The sequence below is a fragment of the Gillisia sp. CAL575 genome (assembly GCF_000403785.1).
GTDB lineage: Bacteria > Bacteroidota > Bacteroidia > Flavobacteriales > Flavobacteriaceae > Gillisia.
Genome location: NZ_APHJ01000019.1, coordinates 22,495 through 45,499, shown reverse-complemented (window position 1 = coordinate 45,499; position 23,005 = coordinate 22,495). Strand labels below are relative to the sequence as shown.

19 protein-coding genes are annotated in these 23,005 nt (G+C 34.8%); 13 read left to right on the top strand and 6 right to left on the bottom strand.

Annotated features, from left to right (window positions below):
* Window positions 1-67 precede the first annotated feature (67 nt).
* Window positions 68-3,673, bottom strand: coding sequence for an ABC transporter permease/M1 family aminopeptidase (locus I130_RS01490; protein WP_034918122.1), 3,606 nt, complete (start codon window positions 3,671-3,673; stop codon window positions 68-70).
* A 2-nt stretch (window positions 3,674-3,675) separates the two neighbouring features.
* The gene (locus I130_RS01485; protein WP_034918118.1) at window positions 3,676-4,551 is read right to left on the bottom strand and encodes an ABC transporter ATP-binding protein; all 876 of its coding nucleotides are present in this window, start codon (window positions 4,549-4,551) and stop codon (window positions 3,676-3,678) included.
* A 231-nt stretch (window positions 4,552-4,782) separates the two neighbouring features.
* Between I130_RS01485 and hemB the strand changes: the two genes are divergently transcribed.
* The 7 genes from hemB (at window position 4,783) to I130_RS01455 (ending at window position 10,603) form a co-directional block, all read left to right on the top strand.
* Window positions 4,783-5,757: a porphobilinogen synthase gene (gene hemB / locus I130_RS01480; RefSeq protein WP_034918116.1), complete on the top strand. Its 975-nt coding sequence runs from the start codon at window positions 4,783-4,785 to the stop codon at window positions 5,755-5,757.
* A 60-nt stretch (window positions 5,758-5,817) separates the two neighbouring features.
* Entirely contained in the window at window positions 5,818-6,174 is a 357-nt protein-coding gene (locus I130_RS16585) for a hypothetical protein (protein ID WP_157480473.1), read from the top strand.
* Window positions 6,175-6,360: 186 nt separating this feature from the next.
* Entirely contained in the window at window positions 6,361-6,849 is a 489-nt protein-coding gene (locus I130_RS01475; protein ID WP_232224006.1) for a hypothetical protein, read from the top strand.
* Between the two features lie 293 nt (window positions 6,850-7,142).
* Window positions 7,143-8,225, top strand: a complete 1,083-nt coding sequence (locus I130_RS01470; RefSeq protein ID WP_034918113.1) for a CNNM domain-containing protein — start codon at window positions 7,143-7,145, stop codon at window positions 8,223-8,225.
* Window position 8,226: 1 nt separating this feature from the next.
* The gene (locus I130_RS01465; protein WP_034918110.1) at window positions 8,227-8,697 is read left to right on the top strand and encodes a methylated-DNA--[protein]-cysteine S-methyltransferase; all 471 of its coding nucleotides are present in this window, start codon (window positions 8,227-8,229) and stop codon (window positions 8,695-8,697) included.
* 39 nt (window positions 8,698-8,736) lie between these two features.
* Window positions 8,737-9,900 (top strand): serine hydrolase domain-containing protein, encoded by a 1,164-nt coding sequence (locus I130_RS01460; protein WP_034918923.1) that lies wholly within the window; start codon window positions 8,737-8,739, stop codon window positions 9,898-9,900.
* Window positions 9,890-10,603 (top strand): 3'-5' exonuclease, encoded by a 714-nt coding sequence (locus I130_RS01455; RefSeq protein WP_034918105.1) that lies wholly within the window; start codon window positions 9,890-9,892, stop codon window positions 10,601-10,603. Before I130_RS01460 ends, I130_RS01455 begins: the two co-directional genes overlap by 11 nt.
* A gap of 225 nt (window positions 10,604-10,828) precedes the next feature.
* Here I130_RS01455 and I130_RS01450 read toward each other — a convergent pair whose 3' ends face one another.
* Window positions 10,829-12,382 carry an aldehyde dehydrogenase family protein gene (locus I130_RS01450; RefSeq protein WP_034918102.1) on the bottom strand — a complete coding sequence of 518 codons (1,554 nt, stop codon included), beginning with the start codon at window positions 12,380-12,382 and terminating at the stop codon, window positions 10,829-10,831.
* A gap of 88 nt (window positions 12,383-12,470) precedes the next feature.
* On the bottom strand, window positions 12,471-13,007 hold the full coding sequence (locus I130_RS01445) for a 3-hydroxyanthranilate 3,4-dioxygenase (protein ID WP_034918098.1): 537 nt from the start codon (window positions 13,005-13,007) through the stop codon (window positions 12,471-12,473).
* A 262-nt stretch (window positions 13,008-13,269) separates the two neighbouring features.
* Between I130_RS01445 and I130_RS01440 the strand changes: the two genes are divergently transcribed.
* From I130_RS01440 to I130_RS01415, 6 genes are all read left to right on the top strand, one after another.
* Window positions 13,270-14,373: an isoaspartyl peptidase/L-asparaginase family protein gene (locus I130_RS01440; RefSeq protein ID WP_034918093.1), complete on the top strand. Its 1,104-nt coding sequence runs from the start codon at window positions 13,270-13,272 to the stop codon at window positions 14,371-14,373.
* Window positions 14,374-14,531: 158 nt separating this feature from the next.
* Window positions 14,532-15,365 carry a phospholipase A gene (locus I130_RS01435; protein ID WP_034918919.1) on the top strand — a complete coding sequence of 278 codons (834 nt, stop codon included), beginning with the start codon at window positions 14,532-14,534 and terminating at the stop codon, window positions 15,363-15,365.
* 91 nt (window positions 15,366-15,456) lie between these two features.
* The gene (locus I130_RS01430) at window positions 15,457-15,945 is read left to right on the top strand and encodes a GbsR/MarR family transcriptional regulator (protein WP_034918082.1); all 489 of its coding nucleotides are present in this window, start codon (window positions 15,457-15,459) and stop codon (window positions 15,943-15,945) included.
* A gap of 40 nt (window positions 15,946-15,985) precedes the next feature.
* The gene (locus I130_RS01425; RefSeq protein WP_034918077.1) at window positions 15,986-17,110 is read left to right on the top strand and encodes an efflux RND transporter periplasmic adaptor subunit; all 1,125 of its coding nucleotides are present in this window, start codon (window positions 15,986-15,988) and stop codon (window positions 17,108-17,110) included.
* Window positions 17,111-17,131: 21 nt separating this feature from the next.
* Window positions 17,132-20,269, top strand: coding sequence for an efflux RND transporter permease subunit (locus I130_RS01420; protein WP_034918072.1), 3,138 nt, complete (start codon window positions 17,132-17,134; stop codon window positions 20,267-20,269).
* 22 nt (window positions 20,270-20,291) lie between these two features.
* The gene (locus I130_RS01415; protein ID WP_034918068.1) at window positions 20,292-21,698 is read left to right on the top strand and encodes an efflux transporter outer membrane subunit; all 1,407 of its coding nucleotides are present in this window, start codon (window positions 20,292-20,294) and stop codon (window positions 21,696-21,698) included.
* A gap of 109 nt (window positions 21,699-21,807) precedes the next feature.
* On the opposite strand, the gene I130_RS01410 is transcribed toward I130_RS01415, so the two are convergent.
* Both I130_RS01410 and I130_RS01405 read right to left on the bottom strand, forming a co-directional pair.
* The gene (locus I130_RS01410) at window positions 21,808-22,281 is read right to left on the bottom strand and encodes a CYTH domain-containing protein (RefSeq protein WP_034918054.1); all 474 of its coding nucleotides are present in this window, start codon (window positions 22,279-22,281) and stop codon (window positions 21,808-21,810) included.
* Window positions 22,282-22,293: 12 nt separating this feature from the next.
* Window positions 22,294-22,950: an NAD(P)H-binding protein gene (locus I130_RS01405; protein ID WP_034918039.1), complete on the bottom strand. Its 657-nt coding sequence runs from the start codon at window positions 22,948-22,950 to the stop codon at window positions 22,294-22,296.
* Window positions 22,951-23,005: the final 55 nt, after the last annotated feature.

Genomic DNA, 23,005 nt, shown 5'->3' with positions numbered 1-23,005 from the left:
TTCAACCTCACTTTAAAAGTGAAAGCTGAAAGGCTTTAGAGAATTATTTTAACTACAGATTTTTTACCTACTCTTCAATAGATTTTAAATTATCGTCTGAGTTTCTATCTATCAATTTATTATATGGATCTATTCCTGCTTTTAAAGGTTTTTTCTCTGTAATAATGGTGAATTTATTATCTCCAGGTTCTAACCATTTCAATTCAAAATAGAATGGATCTTTAATAGTTACTTTTTCATCATTCACTACATCTTCACCAAATAAACCAATATCTATTAGGTTTTTCTTAGTGTCTACTTCTCTTTCTTTTCCTCCATCCTCATAATAGATCTTTTTAGAATTTACAGTGAAAGTCGTTTCCCATTTTCCGGTTTTTAATTCCTTGGTTTTGGCATCAATTACTCGGTTCTCATAAAGTACGATCTCCTTAAAGCCATCATCTACTTTATATTTTAAAGAATCTGGAGCAACTTTATATATAGCTTTATAAAGATCTTCTGACGTCGCATAATAGCCTTTTTCATTGTACTTAAATTCTTCTAAAAAGCTACGGAGTGCTGCATTCACTTTATCTTCTCCTATAACATCCTGCAGATCGTACATGATCATAGAGCCTTTTTCATACCAGATATATTGCCCGGTTTCCACATTCATCAATGAGCGCTCTGGTTTGAAACTGAATTGTCTACTTGATAAATACTTATCCAGAGAATTCTTCAAAAACGCTTTAATTCCATTTTCTCCATATTCCTTTTTCATTGTCATTAGGGAAACATACTCGGCCAAAGTTTCCGAAATTATATTTGCTCCAGTTGTTTGACTAGGAGTTACAATATGCCCCCACCACTGGTGAGCTACTTCGTGAGAAGTAATCCTGAATGCATAATTATAATTTTCGGCCTTAGAGAAATCTGCCACAAAACCAAAGTCTTCAGAATATGGAATACTTGTCGCAAAGGACTGGGCAAAAGTAGAATGCGCTGGAAACTCGATTACCCTAATCACAGAATAAGGATACTCCAAAAAGTTTTTCGAGTTATAATCTAAGGAGATCTTTATTCCTTTAATAAAATACTCTAAATTCTTTTTGTGTTTTGGAGAATGGTAGATCTCAATATCCACTTTTTTCCCGCTAGGAGCAATCCAAAAATCTTTCTCGACATCATATTTTGCAGAAACAAAACTGAAAAAATAATCTGTTTTACCTTCTAATTTATAATTGAAATAACTGCGGTCATTTTCCTCCCATTTTTTGGTGAGTACGCCTGGAGCAATTGCCGTTTGACCTTTAGAAGTACTAAGAGTTGCCTCAAAAGTCATAAAGTTTGCATCTTCATTAAAGAGATTCTTTTTAAGAGCTATACTATCTGTTCTTGGAGGATATAGATAATCTAGATTTTCCAAACCATTCTTTACCCGGACTCCGTTATCAATTATAGTTCGCTCATAATGAAAAGTTGGAAGGATTGCATCTCTAAAGAAGGTTCCATTCCCTAAAACTGCTGTTTCCGTATCTGAAGAAAATCCTTTAGTGATCGCTCTTGTTTCAATAAGTAGTGAGGCAGTTTCTTTAGGCTGTAAAGGCACAGGTAATTTATACATAAAAAGTCGGTACACGGTATCCTTCAAGAAAGGTTTCAGCTCTACCCCGTTATACACTACTTTGGTGATTTTGGTATCTGCTATAGGAAATTTAACTTCCATAAGAAGAGTATCTATTGCAACATCAAAATTATTAACCACTTTAAACTCCCCTTTAGCTTCCACTCTCCTATCTTCAGGAAAAATATCGATAAAGGCTTTTAGATCGGTCACCTGAATATGAGGTTTGCCTATATACTTACCATATTTCTTTTCAGCATCTGCATTTACCTTTTCGCCATAATTTCCATCTTCTAGTGTATTTAAAACTTTAAGATTGTAATAACTATAAGCTCCTACGGAAACAAATGCGAATAAAAACACCAAGGTGTACGCGATGGTCCTTCCTGTAAATCGTTGTTTTGCTAATAGTAAACGCTCCTTCCCGGACGAGAAAAAGCCTCTGGTCCAAAAGAGCTTACCTATCACTGCAAGAATACAAGTGAATAAGATCCAATAAGAATTTAACCAAAACTCTCCAATTAAATAATGTCCAAATCCATTTAGATCACTTAAAAATCCTTGAGGACTTTCTCCAAAGATCAATAACGGATTCGAAGTTTTAAATGCCAATCCTAATAATATAGGAATACCAACATAAATTAAAATAACTATAAAATGTCCTAAAAATTTATTGTTGACCAACACATGAATAAAAAAGGCTAATAATATTGTCATTATATAACCGGGGAATATTCTGAAAAAATTATAGGTGAAATACATTCCCAGTTCGTAATCAAAATAGCCATTAATAGATTGATATATAATCCCGACCAGGATACTTATAAAAGTTAGCACTACCGCCACGCCAATAAGTGAAATTATTTTTGAGAGGTATAAAGTATTGTTACTAACTGGCAGTGCATCGTAAAATTCAAAGGTTTTGTTTTGTCTTGTTCTATGCACTGCTTCTCCTGCATAGATGATAAGAATTATCACAGAGAAGATTGAAATTCCTACCGAAATTTGAGCTACCATATATCTGGTAAGTGGCAAGGAGGGTGTTCCATATGTTTGATTAGATTGATAGGCTATAAAACCAGCGATCACTATTCCTATTATCATCAAAATAATAAATACCGTTTCTTTGACAATAGATAGAAATTCTATTTTACTAAGCGACCATAGATTTTCCCATTTTGCTTTCTTATTAAAGACTTGAACTACATTTGCCAAAACATTTCCTTCTTGAAATTCCTCTTTTTCTTCTTTTGTATTTTGCTTCTTATTCGAAGTTAGAAAGGCTTTGTAAGAAAATCGCAATAGGGTGAAAACAAAGATCGCTATTGCTAATCCCAACCAGATCATTCTATTTAATAAAAATTTACCAGTAAGAGAAAGCTGCGTAGTATTAAGTTCGTGTACAGACCAGTATTTATCTATAAAATTTTGTGCTACATTTCCAAAAGGATCTACATAAACACTCAACCATTCGGTATCTAAATTTGTCAAAAGTCTTGATGAAACCATTGTAAGGATAAAGATTACGATCCCACCTAGATATAATATGGACATCCGCTTAAAAAACGTCATCAACCCAAAGAATAAACTTCCAATAAAGAAAGCATTAAAAGTGAGTAAGTAGAGGAATGGATAAAAATAGGAGGCAAAATTGAAAGAGGTATAGATTCCATAATCTGGCCTATCTAAAAACATTCCAATTGAGAAGCCTAAAATTGCACCTAAGACCGCAGCAATATTCATAAATGTTACAATGGTAAAACTTCCCCAAAACCTACCTAGAATATAATTCTTTTCGGTTATGGGAAAAGTGAAATAAGTTTGAGCAGTTCTATGCTCCTCATCTCTATAGACTGCGACTCCCATAATTGCCGCGTAAAAGAATAGATATATCTCACTCATACCTCCCAAAACACCCATTATGGCATTCGGACTATTTGTGAATTGTGCTGTGTTAGATTTTGCGAATACAGCAATTAATAGTGGGATTAAAAATGCTATAAATATGTAAATATAGGTTGCGGGTCTGCGCATTCTATATTTCAACTCAAATAAGTAGATTTCTTTCATAATTATACAGTTTGAGGTTGGTTAATACTATAGAAATAAAAATCTTCCAAAGTATTGTTCACTGCTATAAAACCATCTCCTGGCTGTGATTCAGCATAAACATTTACGTTTAGCTGCCCACTTCTCAAATAAGCAGATAGCACACTGTATTCTTCCTGATATTTCTCTAATTCTTCCTTATCAATTTTCTTTCTAAAAATTCGTCCATTTAATGAATTTGATAATTCTAAAGGATGACCTTGAACTACAACAGAACCCTCATTAAAAACAGCCATATTAGTACATAAATTAACAACATCATCTACAATATGGGTAGATAAAATAACCACTGCATCTTCTCCCAATTCACTCAATAAATTATGAAATCGGTTACGCTCCAAAGGATCTAAACCTGCTGTAGGCTCATCTACAATAATTAACTTGGGGTTTCCAATTAAAGCCTGTGCAATTCCAAAACGCTGACGCATACCTCCCGAATAATCTCCAAGATTTCTTTTTCTGAATTTATATAAATTCACCTTATTCAAAAGGTCTGCTACATAAGCAGCTCTATCGCTCTTATTATTGATTCCTTTAATTTTAGCGATATGATTTAGCATCATTTCTGCAGAAACTTTTGGATACACCCCAAAATCCTGTGGTAGATATCCTAAAACTTTTCTAAGTTCTTCCGGCTCTCTAAAAACATCTATTCCATTAAATTCTATACTTCCAGAATCACTCATTTGCAAAGTGGCAATCGTGCGCATTAGAGTAGATTTTCCTGCACCATTTGGACCTAAGAGGCCAAACATCCCTTTGTCTATTTCTAAATTAACATTGTTAAGCGCCTGTGTCCCGTTTGGATATGTCTTGTTTAAATTCTTTATGGAAAGCATAGTAATTGGTTAAGTTGGATTTTATCTTTATAACTAGTTAGTAACTAATAAGCAATAACGTTACAATTTCAGCCTAGATTTAGAGAATATAATCCGCACAGCTATATGCAAAGAAATTCTAAAGCATGCTTTATATTTGCAATTGCAAATTAACAGGATACAAATTTCGCCAGCAAAAGATGGCCATAAATTCGTTAGTCCGTTAATTTGTCTAACAAAAAGTGAATTCCTATGTATCCATTAAGAAGAAATAGAAGACTTAGAACTAACGAAACTATTAGATCCTTGGTTAGAGAAAATATCCTCTCTCCAAATGACTTTTTAGTACCCTTATTTGTAGTAGAAGGAAAAGGAGTTAAGGAAGAGATCGCATCTATGCCTAATTATTATAGATTCAGTTTAGATCTATTAGAAAAAGAAGTGAAAGAAATTTGGAAAATGGGACTTAAATCTGTGTTGCTTTTTGTGAAAGTTCCGGACAATTTAAAAGATAATGCAGGGACCGAAGCTTTAAATGCTGAAGGTTTAATGCAGCGAGCAGTTAAAACTGTAAAGAATGCTGTTCCTGAAATGTTAGTAATAACAGATATTGCTTTAGATCCTTATTCTTCTTTTGGACATGATGGTGTGGTAGCCGATGGAAAAATATTGAATGATGATACTACCGCAATCTTAGCGGAAATGTCCCTTTCTCATGCCATTGCTGGTGCCGATTTTGTTGCGCCAAGCGATATGATGGATGGTAGAATATTCGAAATAAGAACTTTATTAGAAGATGAAGGTTTTCATGACACAGGAATTATGAGCTATTCTGCAAAGTATGCCTCCGCTTTTTATGGCCCATTCCGCGATGCACTAGATTCTGCTCCAGGATTTGGGGATAAAAAAACCTATCAGATGGATCCTGCTAACCGAGCTGAAGCAATTCGCGAAACCTTGATGGATATAGAAGAAGGTGCAGATATAGTAATGGTGAAACCAGGACTTTGTTATTTAGATATAGTTAGAGAAATTAAAAATGCAGTAACAGTTCCTGTTGCGGTTTATCAGGTTAGCGGTGAATATGCAATGATAAAAGCTGCTTCAGAGAAAGGCTGGCTAGATCATGATGCAGTTATGATGGAGCAATTAACTGCAATTAAACGTGCAGGTGCCAATATGATTGCAAGTTACTTTGCAAAAGATGCTGTAAAATTAATTTCTTAAGCTTTTAAAATTTAGCTTAATTTTTTTATTGCGAATTCTGTTTTAATGTACATTTGTTAGGTGAAGATCAAGAAACTATCATTTAGTATTTCGTTATTACTACTTACATTATTTAATGTAGTTAGCAGTTCTGCATATTCATACCCTTCAGAATCGTTGGATCATAATTCCAGCCATTCTTATTCCATAAAAACAGAGAACAATACAAAGGCTATCTTTACTGAAGAAGTCTCGATTTCTGTAGTTATAGAAATAGCGTCAAACCCAGATTATTTAACATCAACTGGGATTGGTATAAATAGTTTTAATTCTTCGGAACCTCTTAGTCGTTGTTACACTTTAGATCTGTGGTACTATAATCCAGATCTTAAGAACCTACTCTCACAGAATATATTTCCATTTCAGTTTTTTTGGTAAGACTTTTTTCGTTGTATTCTTGAAAATATATGGTCTTTATAAGTAATAGAGATCTATTTATTCTTGTTTTCAACTCATCAGAAAAAATTAAACAAAAAAATTTACGAAAACTGATTTTTGAGTGATTGCGTTTTTGCCACTTTTAAGAAAGACGTTTTTTATTGCACTACTTAAAATTAATTTAAAATGGAAAATTCATCAGTTATAATGGGTATCGTCCTATTAGCTTTATTCGTTGGACCTATCATATACATGATCATAAGCCATTCGGCTAAGGAAAATAAGGTTAAGAAAAGGTTACACAGTCTTGCTACAGAACATAATATGAAATTGGATCAAATTGAAATAACCAACTCATTATTACTTGGTTTAGACAGTAACACAAAAAAATTCTTAGTGATAGATCCAACAGATCATTCTAAATATGAAGTGATAGATCTTAAAAATGTAGGACAAAGTGTTGTTGCCAAATCCGGGCATCAACAAAAAATCGGAAATCAGAATAAACTTGCTTTAACTCACATTGGTTTGGAATTATTAAAGAACAATTCTAAAGAGAAAGTGAAAGAAGTGATATTTTATGATGAAGATGATAATGATAGTTTAGATGCCGATGCACAGTTATTCATGGCGAATAAATGGGATAAACTTATAAAGTCTAATCTTTCAGCATAAATTGATTGCTAAGATTAGTTCTCATTGCTCAACTTTTCTAATATTCGGAGTTAATTGAATAAAGAATATAAAAGCTGCTATCAGAAAATATTTTCTGTAGCAGCTTTTTATTTAATCGCCTAGAGCAAGTATTTTGGGTGTATTTATAAAATTGTGGATAATCAAATATTTATAAAATTTAAATTTAAGCTCGAGACCTAAAATTGCCATGAAGGGATTAAGTGCTTTATCAATACTTTAGGAAAATTGTAGTAAAGAATCCTTATTTTAGAGTTCTAAACTTAATCGCAATAATGAGCTTACTTATACTATATGCTACGCTTGCCATCTTTTTTTCATTCCTATGCTCTATTCTTGAAGCCGTTTTATTAAGCATTACCCCAACGTTTATCCGTGTTAAAAAAAAGGAAGGCAAAGCATATGCAACCACATTAACACATTTCAAAAAAGATATAGACAAACCTCTTATCGCCATTTTAACTTTAAACACAGTTGCCCATACCGTGGGTGCAATTCTTGTTGGAGTGCAGGCAGAAAAAGTGTTTGGAGATGGAGGAAATTCAGTAGGCATTGTATCTGCTGTTATGACTTTGGCAATTCTAATCCTTTCTGAAATAGTTCCAAAAACAATAGGAGCAACTTACTGGCAATCGCTGGGAAAATTCACTGTTATAACTTTAAAGATTTTAATTTTTCCTTTAAAATACACAGGAGTTCTTTGGTTGATGATGCTTACCACTAAATTAATTGGTAAGTCGGCACATGTTAGCACAATGAGCAGGGAGGAGTTTTTGGCAATTACTGACGCAGCTGAAGAAGAAGGCTTTTTTGAAGAAAAGGAAACTACAGTGATCAAGAATCTACTTGTATTTAAATCTGTAATGGCAAAAGATGTAATGACGCCTTTTTCTGTAGCTACTATAGAAGATGAATCCACAAGCATTGAAGAATTTCACCGTGCTCATAAAAATTTGAAATTTTCCAGGATTCCTGTATATAAAGATAAACCCAATAATATTACCGGTTTTGTGCTTAAAGATGATATTCTTGAGGAAATGATCGATGAAAAAGGTTTGGAACCTTTAAGTCTATTAAAAAGAGATGTTTTTATCACTAATCCCAACACCCCAATTCCAGAACTTTTTGAAATCTTTATTAAACGAAAAGCACATATTTCAATAGTTTCAGATCAGTTTGGGAACACTCTAGGGTTGGTAACAATGGAAGATATCATAGAAACTCTCCTAGGTCTTGAAATTATGGATGAGAGCGATCAATTTGAAGATATGCAACTTATGGCTCGCCAAAACTGGGAAAAGCGGGCTAAAAAGCTCGGACTTATACAGCAAAATGATTCGGAAACAAAATCTACTTAAAATGACCGCCAATCTTAGTACTCCATTAGGAATCTGTAAAATAACAGGGGACGAAGATGGAATTTCAGAAATCAAGATATTGGACAAAGATGAAGAACTAAGCAATAGTGTTCCAAAAGTTTTAATTCCAGCAGCAAATCAAATGACGGCTTACTTTAAAGGTGAGTTAAAGGAGTTCAATATTCCATTGAATCCCAAAGGAACAAGTTTCCAAAAACAAGTTTGGTTAGCCTTGAACCAAATACCTTACGGTGAAACAAGATCTTACTTACAAATTTCCAAGGAGATTGGAAATGTAAAAGCTATTAGAGCAGTGGCAGCAGCAAATGGGAAAAATCCGCTCTGGATAGTCACTCCTTGTCATCGTGTTATAGGAAGTGATGGTTCTTTAACAGGTTATGCTGGTGGGTTATGGCGAAAAAAATATTTGTTGGATCTAGAAAATCCACCAATACAACAGGAACTTTTTTAAAATTTTCTCTTCAAACAAAAAACCCTAATTTTAATGACTATGAAGTTATTTTTGAAAATTACGGGTGGATTTCTTGCTACAATATTATTCGTTGTGATCCTATTGTATATATTCAACTATGATTATATCCTCAAAGGAATTCAAGTAGTGTATTTTCAAGGTCATAAGACTGCTTATATAGATGATTATCCCGAATTTTCTAATAGGCTTATTGAAGCAGATTCAGTCCATTCTTCTAAATGGCCAATGCACCAAAATTATAACTCCGTAAAGCCAACTAAAAGTTTAGCAGATATTAATGAAGAATTAGGTACTGTGGCTTTTCTTATCATTAAAAATGATAGTATTTGGTATGAAGAATATGCAGAAGATTATGGTTTGCGTTCAAAAACCAATTCCTTTTCTATGGCTAAATCTATTACGGTAGCGCTCTTAGGAAAAGCAATAAAAGATGGTTACATAAAAAGTTTAGACCAGCCTGTGGGCGATTTTATTCCTGAATATAACAAAGAGGAGCAAATTAAACTCAAAGTCGGAGATCTGGCTTCTATGTCATCTGGTCTAGATTGGGATGAGAATTATTACAATCCATTTTCGCAAACAGCTAAAGCATATTTTGGTGAAGATATTAGAAGACTAGCATCACAATTGAAAGTGATAGAAGAACCTGGAACTTCCTTTAAATATTTGAGTGGAAATACTATTTTATTGGGAATGGTGATTGAAAAAGCGACCCAAATGAATCTCTCCAAATATTTGAGCGAGAGTTTTTGGAAACCAATGGGGATGGAGCATGATGCACTTTGGCAGTTAGATAGTGAAGAAAGCGGGATGGAAAAAGCCTATTGTTGCATTGCCTCCAATGCCCGAGATTTTGCCCGTTTCGGTAAGCTCTTTAAGAATAATGGGAAATGGAATGATAAGCAATTAATTAATTCTCAATTTGTAAATAGCGCTACAAAACCTAGATTTAAAGATTCTCCCGAATATGGATATGGCTTTTGGCTCAACAATTATAAAAATAAAGAGATATTTTATATGCGAGGAGTATTAGGCCAATACGTGATTGTAATACCGGAGGACAATTTAATAATTGTAAGGCTGGGCCATGATTTAATTCGCAGAGAGGAAGGAGAGAAACACCCTAAAGATTTTTTCTTATACATAGATGAAACCTATAAAATGCTTGAAAATGCTTCATAAATTATTATTAGAACACATCCTATTCCTGGATATAGAAACAGTACCTGAAACTCGAACTTTCCAAGAGCTTTCCCCTATCAAACAACAGCTTTGGGGAGAGAAATCTAAGTATCAGCGAAAAGAAGAATTTACTCCAGAAGAATATTATGTGCGTGCAGGGATTTGGGCCGAGTTCGGAAAAATAGCATGTATCTCTGTAGGCTTTTTTAAAAACAAAGAGGATTCCAGAAGTTTTAGGCTAACAACTTTTAAAGGAGGGGAAGAAAAGATATTAAAGGATTTCTCGAATTTACTTAGCACACACTTTTATAAAGATCATCATCTTTTATGTGCACATAACGGGAAGGAATTCGATTTTCCTTTCATTGCCAGAAGAATGATCATCAATGGACTCTCACTTCCATCTAAACTAAATCTATTTGGAAAGAAACCTTGGGAAGTGCCACATTTAGACACCTTAGAATTATGGAAGTTTGGTGACTATAAAAATTATACTTCTCTTAAACTACTTACCAATGTGCTTAATATTCCATCACCAAAAGATGACATTGATGGCTCTGAAGTTAGAGATGTGTTTTATGAAGAGCGAAATATTAACCGAATAGCAGTTTATTGCGAGAAAGATGTTGTTGCTATTGCCCAAATAATTTTAAAATTCAGGCAAGAAGAGTTGCTTACAGATAATGAAATCATTTCGGTTTAAATAAATGCATCGACAGACTCAATCTGACAATTCAAATTGTCATTCCGACAATGAAGGAATCTCTTGCAAATTTGTGATTCTTCACTCCATTTCATTTCGTTCAGAATGACTCTAAAAAGATAATGTTAGGCTGAGCTTGTCGGAGCCTTGTTACAAAAATTACCATAAACAAAAAAACCACCTTTTTCAAGGTGGTTTTTTAAATATTATTTGAAATATCTATTTCTACAATTCGAACTTGATCCCTTGGGAAAGTGGCAATTCTGTAGTGTAATTGATCGTATTGGTTTGTCTTCTCATATACACTTTCCATGCATCAGATCCAGACTCACGTCCACCACCGGTTTCTTTCTCACCACCAAAGGCTCCACCAATTTCAGCACCACTGGTTCCAATATTTACATTAGAAATTCCACAGTCAGATCCATTAACAGATAAGAAGTGTTCAGCCTCTCTTAAGTTATTGGTCATAATTGCAGAGGAAAGTCCTTGTTTCACTCCGTTTTGCACTTCCAAAGCATCTTCAACATTCCCAGAATATTTCATCATGTATAAAACCGGAGCAAAAGTTTCATGCTGTACGATCTCGTAAGAATTTTCAGCTTCAGCAATCGCAGGTTTTACGTAACATCCACTTTCGTAGCCTTCACCTTCTAATACTCCACCTTCAACAATGATCTTTCCACCTTCTTCAACAACTTTGGTCAAAGCGTTCTGGTAATTCTTCACTGCATCTTTGTCTATTAGTGGCCCTACGTGATTATTCTCATCTAAAGGATTCCCAATACTCAATTGCTTGTATGCAGCAACCACCGCTTCTTTTACTTTATCGTAAATAGATTCGTGAATTATAAGTCTTCTGGTAGAAGTACAACGTTGTCCTGCAGTTCCCACAGCACCAAATACAGCACCAATAACGGTCATTTTAATATCGGCATCCGGAGTTACAATAATTGCATTGTTTCCACCTAATTCCAATAAAGATTTTCCAAGACGTTCCGCCACTTTAGTCGCAACTATCTTACCCATTCTAGTTGATCCCGTAGCAGATATAAGCGGGATACGCGTATCTGTAGACATCATTTCTCCTACTCTATAATCTCCTGTTACCAAACATGAAATTCCTGCAGGCACATTATTTTCTTCAAAAACTCTTGCCGCTATTTTTTGACAAGCTACAGAAGTAATAGGTGTTTTTTCAGATCCTTTCCAAACACACGCATCTCCACAAACCCAAGCCAAAGCTGTATTCCAAGACCAAACTGCTACTGGGAAGTTAAAAGCAGAAATAATTCCTACAACTCCAAGTGGATGATATTGTTCGTACATTCTATGTCCTGGTCGCTCAGAGTGCATGGTAAGTCCGTGTAACTGTCTAGACAATCCAACTGCGAAATCGCAGATATCTATCATTTCTTGAACTTCCCCTAAACCTTCTTGATATGATTTACCCATCTCAAAAGAAACCAATTTTCCAAGTGGCTCTTTTAATCGGCGTAATTCTTCATTAAATTTTCTAACTATTTCTCCACGTAATGGTGCAGGCATGGTTCTCCAGCTTTTAAAACCTTCGGTAGCAGCTGTCATCACTTTCTCATAATCCTCTTTTGTGGTAGATCTCACTTTTCCTATTAAAGAACCATCTACAGGAGAATAAGATTCAATAATTTCACCACTTCCAAAAAATTCTGTTCCGGTAGAAGTTCCATCGTTTACATCTGTAATCCCAAGATCCTTTAATGCTTGCTTAATCCCAAACTTTTCTGCTATATCACTCATTTATTCGTGTTTTTATCTTTAATTATAACTAGTTATTGCGAAAATAATAAATATTAAAAGAAACCCATCCTTAATCTACTTTCATTCTCTAAGTATTAATAAAACGCTCGTCTACAGGCATCACAGTGCCACAATTATCGCAGGTTCGCAATTCTTCACTTCCATAAAAATGCTTAAAATGTTCTAGAAAATCGGTTTCTATATCATGCAATGGGAAATAAACTTCATAAAGTTTATGGTTACAGTTATCGCAAAACCACAACAATCCGTCTTTTCCATCTTCTCCTAAACGCTTACGTTCCACAACTAGACCAATAGAACCCGTTTCTCTAACAGGAGAATGTGGAATTTTACCAGGATGTAAATACATATCTCCAGGCCCTAACTTCATAACCTCCTTCTTTCCATTCTCCTGAACATGAATTTCAATATTTCCTTCTAGTTGAAAGAACAATTCTTCAGTTTCATTATAATGGTAATCCTTTCTAGCATTTGGCCCAGCCACGATCATTACTATATAATCGTCACTCTCTTTATATAAATTCTTGTTCCCAACAGGCGGCTTAAGCAAATCTCTATTTTGCTCTATCCATTTGGTGAGATTAAATGGTTTATTTATCGGCATAGTATCTTGATTTTATAAAGTTGCCTAAAATTAATCATTCTCACACAAAAGGTTGTGAAGCTTATCTAAATGTTTCGGGCGTATGCCCTTAACGGGCACCGCGCTATTCGCGCCAAGTCCTCGTCCCGATCATTATCGGGACTGTGGGCTTTTCACTACTATCGCTTACGCAAAAAATCATTCTCTATAAATTTGAATCACTCCTATTAAATCTGAATAATATTTTAGTACTTTTAATTCGAATATCTCAACATTCCATTTCATGAAAAAACTATTACTTCTACTTTCCTTAAGCTTATTGGTTGCTTGTAATTATGCTTCCGAAGAAAAAAAACCTATAGACGAACCAATAGAAAAACCAAAATCTGATAAGGTTGAAACCGATAATTTTGGAATTGTAATTCACGGTGGTGCAGGTACCATTTTAAAAGAAAACATGACAGATTCCTTGGAGAATGCCTACAAGTTGGTTTTAGAGGAAGCAGTAAGGGAGGGCCACGAAATTCTTGCAAATGGAGGAACATCCATTGAAGCCATTCAACGTACTATTAATATTATGGAAGACTCCCCGCTTTTCAATGCTGGAAAAGGAGCGGTTTTCACTAACCAGGAAACCAATGAAATGGATGCTGCTATCATGGACGGTGAAACCTTGAATGCTGGAGCAATTGCAGGAGTAACTAACGTTAAAAATCCAATAAATCTTGCATTTCAAGTAATGGAACATTCTCCGCATGTATTATTATCTGGGAAAGGAGCAGAACAATTTGCACAAGAACGCGGACTGGAAATAGTAGATCCTTCCTATTTTTATACAGAAAACAGATTTCAATCGCTGCAAAAAGTGAAAGAAGCAGAAAAAATGAAGGCCGATAGCTCCGACAATAGAACGGCATTTTACGATCCTTATATAAAAGAGTCGAAGTTTGGAACTGTTGGCTGTGTTGCATTAGACAAAAATGGAAATATAGCAGCTGGAACTTCCACAGGAGGAATGACCAATAAAAAATGGAATAGAATTGGGGATGTGCCAATTATTGGCGCTGGTACCTATGCAAATAATGCTACTTGTGCTGTTTCCGGAACTGGATGGGGAGAATATTTTATGAGAGGAGTTGTGGCTTACGATATTTCAGCAATGATGGAGTATAAAAAAATGAGCTTAGAAGAGGCAGCAAAAAAAGTGATTCAAGGAAAATTGACGGAACTTGGTGGAGAAGGTGGAATTATAGCCATAGATAACAAGGGTAATATTGCAATGGAATTTAATTCTGCGGGAATGTACAGAGCTGCGATGAACAAAAAAGGAGAGTTAACCATCGGGATCTATAAGGAGAATGAAGAAAATAAAGAAATAAAAGAATAGGCGTATAGTTATATAATTATTTAAGCTCCAATTACTTGGAGCTTTTTTTTGTGTTAGAATTAACTGTTTTAGAACCAGAGATCATGTTTTCTTAGAAAGTAAAAAGTATCTTTGCCGACTTAAAAATTTCTATGTCTTCATGGCATCAAACCCTAATTATGAATAGATTACTATTTACTTGCCTCGTTCTTTCTTCTTTTTTTGTACAATCCACAATGCAAGGCCAGCGTCTTACTAGAGAACAGGTTTATGACACTATAATGGAAATGCCCTCATTTTCTAGCTACCAGGATAATTATTTTATATCTGGAGTGCCAACAAACAAGGCGATCAAAAAAGACAATTCCGATATAAAGTATCAAATTAGCTTCAAACAGATGGTAAGTAGAGCTACTTTGCCTCTAAATAGCTATTTATTTGTTACGTATACTCAAAAAGCTTTTTGGAACGTATATAGTGATTCTAGTCCGTTTGAGGAGATCAATTTTAATCCAGGAGTTGGTATAGGAAAACCCGTATTTAATAAGAAAGGATATATATTTGGCCTTGCAGAATTAAAATTTGAGCACGAGTCCAATGGAAGGGATAGTTTAGAAAGTAGAAGCTGGAATAGAATTACTGGAGTGTTCCACACCCCTTTAGGAAAAAGAACTATTTTAAGTGTAAAAGCATGGGTTCCTATAACATATACTGAAAATCATCCAGATCTATTAGACTATGTAGGTCTTGGCGAAATTAAAGTGGAACAAACGATAATCAATAATAGACTTATCGCCGATCTTACCGTTAGAAAAGGACTAGATGGATGGAAAGGCTCTGCCTCTACACGTGTTCTTTATAGATTATTCAACAACTCTGGGAACCAATATTTAATGCTGGAATGGTTTGCAGGTTATGCCGAAAGTCTTATAGATTATAACCAATATACCAGCATGGTACGTATTGGTTATGTTATAAAATCTACCGATCTGGATATCTTAAAGACCAAATAATCAACCTTATAACTCTTTAACATAACTTTAGTTTCTTATTAGTTCGGAATTTACCGAACTAACACTAACTTTGCACTTCTAAATTTTGGAAATGCAAAAAGAATTAATAGAAAGAAGAAATAAGTTAATAGAACGCCTGGGCGTTTTTATTGAGAATGAAGACAATATGGCTCCATTAGAAGCAAGGATCTTCTCTACTCTTATTATTACTGGCAAAGGTGGTTCTACATTCGACAACCTGGTAAAAGATCTTAATGCCAGCAAAAGCACAATCTGCACCCATTTAAATACGCTGCAAGCATCTGGCAGAGTGAGTTATTTCACAAAACCAGGGGATAGAAAACGCTATTTTAATGTCACTCCAAACAGACTTCTTCAAGTTATGAATGAAATGCTGGAAAAATGGAATAATCAGTTTGATATTCATTCAGAGATAATTCAATTTAAGAAGGATGCTAATAACCAAAACACAAATGAATCTGAAGAATTTGAACTTCAATTTCATGAAAACTACCTTTTATTTTTAGAGGAAGTGAGTAACGCTGTAAAGAAACTAAAGAAGAACATCGCAGAATTATAATCTAATCACCCTATTACACAAATTAAATTTGAAGATCACCATGAAGAATATTATAAAGTTACTAACGATTTCCATCGGAATATTGTCCCTTGTCTCCTGTGGCAATGGAAATGATCAAAATGCTGCTCTAGCGGCACAACCAAAACCTTATCCGGTATATGAGGTACCAACAAAAACAGTTACAGGATTTACTTCCTTTCCTGCAAGTATAGAAGGAGTTATAAATAGTGAGGTAAGAGCAAAAGTTTCAGGTTATATCACTAAAGTTTTGGTAGATGAAGGTGAGAAAGTTAAAGCAGGACAAACACTTTTTAAATTAGAGACTCAATCTTTATCTCAGGATGCTGCTGCCGCAAAGGCCAACGTTAACGCTGCTCAAGTAGAGGTAGATAAGTTGAAGCCATTGGTAGAAAAAAATATTATTAGTTCTGTGCAATTAGAAACTGCGAAAGCAAAGCTTCAGCAAGCACAAAGTGGTTATAATGGTATCCTTGCAAACATTGGATATGCAAATATAAAAAGTCCGGTAGATGGTTATGTAGGGTCAATTCGCAAAAGAGAAGGAGCTTTAATTAGCGGTGCAGATCAAGAACCACTAACAACCGTTTCAGATATTAGTAAAGTATATGCCTATTTCTCTATGAATGAATCTGACTATCTAGATTTTATTCAAGCCACAGAAGGAGCTACCATCCAAGATAAAATAAATAATATTCCGGCAGTTAGGTTAATACTTGCAAATGGAAGTATGTACGATCAAGAAGGAAAAATAGAGACTATCAACTCTGTGATTAATACTAACACAGGTTCTATTTCATTTAGAGCCATTTTTGATAATCCTTCAAGATTATTAACCAATGGAAACAGCGCTAAAATAGAAATTCCAAAAACATTTACAGATGTTTTAGTTGTTTCACAAGAATCCACATACGAGCAACAAGGCAGTACGCTTCTATTTAAATTACAGAACAATGATTCTGTAGTCTCTACTCCTGTGAAAGTAATTGCTAAAGTAGATAACCTTTATGTAATAGAATCTGGAGTAGAAAAAGGTGATACTGTAATAGCAAAAGGCGCCAACAAATTAAGAAGTGGAACAAGAATTACCCCACAACCTGTTGCTTTTGATTCTGTAGCTAAACCTTTAGAAAAAATATTTAACTAACCGGAGAAGAAAGAAAACATTATGATTAAAAAATTTATTGAACGTCCGGTTCTCTCAACAGTTGTTTCTATTATTATTGTAATACTAGGAATACTTGGGTTAACAAATCTTCCAATTACTCAATATCCAGATATTGCACCTCCAACAATTTCTGTAACCACCGCTTATCCTGGTGCTAGCGCAGAGACAATTTTAGAAAGTGTAATTGTACCAATAGAAGAGCAAATAAACGGAGTTGAGGGGATGACTTATCTTACCTCAACAGCCTCTAACAATGGTACTGCCTCTATTACTGTTTATTTCGATCAAAATGTAGATCCAGATATTGCAGCGGTAAATGTACAGAACCGTGTAGCGAGAGCCAATCCATTATTACCTGCAGAGGTAAAACAAAACGGGGTAACTACACAGAAACAACAGACCAGTGCATTAATGTTCTTGTCTTTTTATAGTACTAACCCAGATTATGATGACACCTTTATTCAGAATTATCTAAAGATCAATGTGATTCCTGAAATTCAAAGGGTGAATGGAGTTGGAGATGTAAATGTATTTGGCGGGAAGGATTACGCGATGAGAATTTGGTTACAGCCTAATAAAATGAAGGCTTACAACCTTATTCCGTCAGATATAACCGCAGCATTAAGAGAACAAAGTTTAGAAGCTGCAGCTGGTTCTTTAGGTGAAAATAACGGGGAAACTTTTTCTTATACCATTAAATACGGAGGAAGATTTAAAACTGAGGATCAATATAGCAATATTGTAATTAAGGCATTAGGTGACGGACAATTTCTTAGGTTGAAAGATGTAGCAAAAATTGAACTAGACGCACAATCTTATGATGGTGGTTCTTCTACCAATGGATATGCAGCTGTAAATATGGGGATCTTTCAGACCAAAGGTTCTAATGCACAAGAAATTATTGTTACGATTAAAGATCAATTAGAACTTCTAAAGAAAGACCTTCCAGATGGAATTGAGATCTTTATTCCATACGATACGAATAACTTCTTGAATGCCTCTATAGAAAAAGTTGTGATCACATTAATGGAAGCTTTTTTATTGGTATTTCTTGTAGTATTTATATTTCTTCAGGATTTTAGATCTACTCTTATTCCTGCAATTGCAGTTCCTGTATCTATTATAGGAACATTCTTTTTCTTAAATCTTTTTGGATACTCTATCAACCTTCTTACGCTTTTCGCGCTGGTGTTAGCCATAGGAATTGTGGTAGATGATGCCATTGTTGTTGTGGAGGCAGTTCATGCCAAAATTGATGAGGGAGCTAATGACGTTAAAAAAGCCACGGTAAATGCTATGGATGATATTTCTGGTGCCATTATTTCTATTACTTTGGTAATGGCCGCAGTATTTATTCCAGTAACTTTTATTAAAGGTCCTACCGGAGTTTTCTATGAGCAATTTGGGGTGACACTTATTATCGCAATTATAATTTCTGCAGTAAATGCATTAACCTTGAGCCCTGCTCTTTGTGCGTTGCTATTAAAACCACACGATAAAAAACAACAAGGGAAAGAGAAAAAGAACTTTCTGCAACGTTTTTATACTGGATTTAACCGCGGATTTAATGCTACCATTCATAGATATGGACAATCTTTAGGATTCTTATTTAAACACAAATGGATTACACCCGTAATTCTTATCCTTGCGGTTGGAGGTATTTGGTGGGCTTCTTCTACAACCCCAACTGGATTTGTACCTGATGAGGATCGTGGAATTATCTTTATGAATGTTGAACTTCCTGCTGGAGCTTCTATGGATAGAACGAATGAAGTGAATCAAAAACTATATGAAAAAATCTCTCAACTTCCCGAAGTTAAAGGAGCCTCTGTAATTAATGGGAGAAGTTTAATTAGTGGAGCTGGTAGTAACTATGGACTTGGATTTATTAGATTAAATGACTGGGATGAACGTAAAGATGATAGCCAGTCTATTAAAGCTGTAACAGGAAAATTATTCGGAATTGCAGCATCAATTCCAGAAGCAAATATAATCTTCTTTTCCCCTCCTAGTATTCCAGGATTTGGTAACTCATCTGGGTTTACCGTGAATCTTTTGGATAAATCTGGGTCTAGTTTTGAAGATTTAGATAAAGTTAATCAGGAATTCATTCAAAAATTAACTGAAAGACCAGAAATACAATATGCTCAATCTTCATTTAACACTCGCTATCCTCAATATGAAATAGAACTAAATGTTCCTGTGGCAAAGAAATTTGGAGTTCCAATAAGCAGTATTTTCTCAACTTTACAAGGATATATTGGTGGGGTGTACGCATCAGATTTCTCGAAGTTTGGGAAACAATACCGAGTTTATATTCAGTCTTTACCAGAAGACAGAGCAACTAAAGATGCACTTAATGAATTGTATGTTAGAACTGAGAGCGGCGAAATGGCACCAATTACTGAGTTCATGACTTTAAAACGGGTATACGGTCCGCAATCTGTTACTAGGTTTAATTTGTTTAACTCTACTACTCTTACCGGAGCGGTAAATCCAGGATATAGTTCTGGAGATGCAATTGCTGCAATAGAAGAAGTGGCTAAAACTTTACCTAGTAATTATACTACTGCCTATTCTGGACTAACACGAGAAGAAGTGAGTGCAGGAAACCAAACCACAATGATATTTATTCTATCTATTTTATTTGTGTATTTCTTACTTGCGGCACAATACGAAAGCTATTTATTACCGCTTTCTGTCCTTTTCTCATTACCATTAGGAGTTTTTGGAGCTTATCTCACAACAAAAATGACAGGTTTGGAGAACAATATTTATTTCCAGATCGCATTGATTATGCTTATAGGTCTACTTGCTAAAAACGCCATTCTAATCGTGGAGTTTGCTATACAGCGAAGAAAGAATGGGGAATCTATAGTAGATGCAGCGATCCATGGAGCAAAAGCGCGTTTAAGACCTATTTTAATGACCTCTTTCGCATTCATCTTAGGATTAATGCCATTGGTATTAGCAAATGGAGTTGGTGCCGCAGGTAACCGTTCTATCGGTACAGGTGCAGTAGGTGGGTTGTTAATTGGTACTATTACAGGAGTGTTCGTTATTCCTATCTTATTTATTCTGTTCCAATGGTTGCAGGAAAAAGTAGGAAAAAAACCAGTATTAGTAGAGAACGAATAATAACAACAAGAAATTTAATACAATGAAATTATTATATAAATCGAAATTCCTGCTGGTTGGGATGGTTGCTTTAAGCCTTCAATCCTGTTTTGTAGCTAAAGATTACAATAGAAGCGAAGATATTATACCAGATAAAAATCTTTTCAGGACAGATGAGCTTCCGCAAGATAGCTTAAGCATGGCTGAGGTTTCCTGGAGAGAACTCTTTACAGATCCTATTCTTGATTCTTATATTGAAAAAGGACTTCAAAATAATTTAGATGTGCGTATTGCATTGCAACAAATTATTGCAGCCGAGGCTTATGTAAAGCAGGGAAAAGCCGGATACCTTCCAACTTTGGGATTGGGGGCAAGTGTAAATCATCAAATCTTGTCTAAAAACAGTCAGTTTGGCTCTTTTTTCAATGAAAGTATTACCCAATATGAAGCAACCGGAAATCTTTCCTGGGAAGCAGATCTCTGGGGGAAAATAAGAAGCAATTCTAGAGCTTTTGATGCTTCCTACCTTCAGAGTGTAGCAGCACATCAAACTATAAAAACTAGATTGATTTCAGATATTGCTACAACTTATTATCAATTATTGGCATTGGACGAACAGCGCTTAGTGACCATGGAAACTATAGAGGCTCGAGAGGAAGCTTTAGAGACCACTATAGCACTTAAAGATGCTGGGAGTTTAACTGAAGTTGGCGTTAAACAAACCGAAGCACAGCTATACACTGCACAAGCCTTATTACTGGATATAGAAAACCAGATAAGACTTCAAGAAAACTCTTTATCTATATTATTAGGTGAGGCACCTCAAGGAAAAGAAAGAACTTCTTTAAATGAGCAGGAAATAACCACAGATTTAAATACTGGCGTTCCTGCAGAATTATTAAAGAATCGCCCAGACCTCAAGGAAGCCGAATATAATTTAATTAATGCCTTCGAGCTTACCAACGTGGCTAGAAGTAATTTCTATCCATCTTTGCAACTTACCGCAACAGGTGGTTTGCAGAGTCTGGATGTAGAAAAGCTTTTCGATGTAAATTCTCTTTTCGCTAATTTAGTAGGATCTCTGGCTCAACCTTTATTAAATAAGAGAAGAATTAGAACCGAATACGAGGTTTCTAAAGCCAGACAAGAACAGGCAAAACTTAATTTTCAGTTTGCCCTATTAAATGCAGGGAAAGAAGTTTCAGATGCATTGTATGCTTATCAATTTAATACAGATAAGATAGAAGTAAAAATTATGGAATTTGAAGCATATACAGATGCTACAAAGTATTCAGAAGAATTATTAGATAATGGTCTTGCAAATTATTTAGAAGTGATCATTGCCCGACAGAATAGTCTTAATTCTCAACTTAATTTAATAGATGCTCGTTTTAACCAATTAGCAGCAGTTGTAGAACTGTATCGCGCCTTAGGTGGCGGGTGGCAATAAGAAAAAATAGTTAGTTAGTTGTTGGAAATGAAGCCTGAGGTTTAAAACTTCAGGCTTCATTTTTTTAATTCAATTTTCTGCTTTTCTCGCTTCCCTTTCAAAATGTGTTTTATTTATTCCAATTTTTGAAAGGGTTTTTACTTAATTGAGAATTATAATATCGATGATCTCCTGTCACTTCTTCTCCTAGCCAACTCGGTTTTTCAAAAGTATCTTCCTCAGAAAGCAATTCAATTTCTGCCATTACGAGACCTTCATTCTCTCCAAAAAATTCATCTATTTCGAAAGTGAATTCATCAGATTTTACTAAATACCTAACTTTTTCAATAGCTCCTGGCTCGCAAAGTTTTAAAAGCTCCACGGCTTCATCTACCGCAATTTCTTTTTCCCACTCAAACCTTGATAATCCACTATCAGAAGATTTCCCTTTAATTGTGATGAATGCTTCTTTATCAAGAACACGAATTCTTGTAGTTCTTTCTGGGTGTGAGTTTAAATAGCCTTGTTTTATTTCTGAACTTTTAAATGCTTCAGTTTTAAATTGTTCTGAAGTCACTAAAAATTTTCGTTCAATTTCTATCATAAATTTCTAGAATTATTCTGAAGCTAATTTCTGAATTTCATCAGATTCGATCAATATTTTAGAATAGCCAGCGTTTGCGCAATTATGCATTGCTTTTGCAATAGTTTCAGGTGAAATAGACCTGTATTTTTTCAAGGAACCAACCAATAGGTTATTAAAAACCTTCATTCCCTTAATGGCTAGATTCTCAAAAAACCTTTCCTCTTCTCTGTCTCCAGCAATTAATGAGGGCTGAAAAATATAAGTGTGAGCAATGCCTTGTTCCAGTACTTCATGCTGCATCTCTCCTTTCACTTTATTATAAAAAACACCGCTGTTTGCATCTGCTCCTAGTGCAGAGATCACCAAGAAAGTGTCTATTTTATTTTCTCTACAAATCTTAGCTGCAGTCACCGGAATCCCGAAGTCAATTTTTTTATAAGTTTTCTTATCTGGTGTTTGACTTTTAGTTGTACCAATACAACAGTATACTTCATCTGCATTAAAACTTTCTTTATAATCTTCTAGCTTCATTAAATCTACCAAATGCTCTTCCAGTTTTTCATGCTCCAACCCAACACTAGATCTAGAAAACACCTTCACCTTGCTGTAGTTAGGATCATTCAGCAGAATTTTTAATAAATAACCTCCCGTTAGTCCCGTTGCTCCTAATAATATCGCTGTTTTCATAATATTAATTTCTTTGATTTTTTCACAATTATAATAAAGCGTGATGCGCAAATTG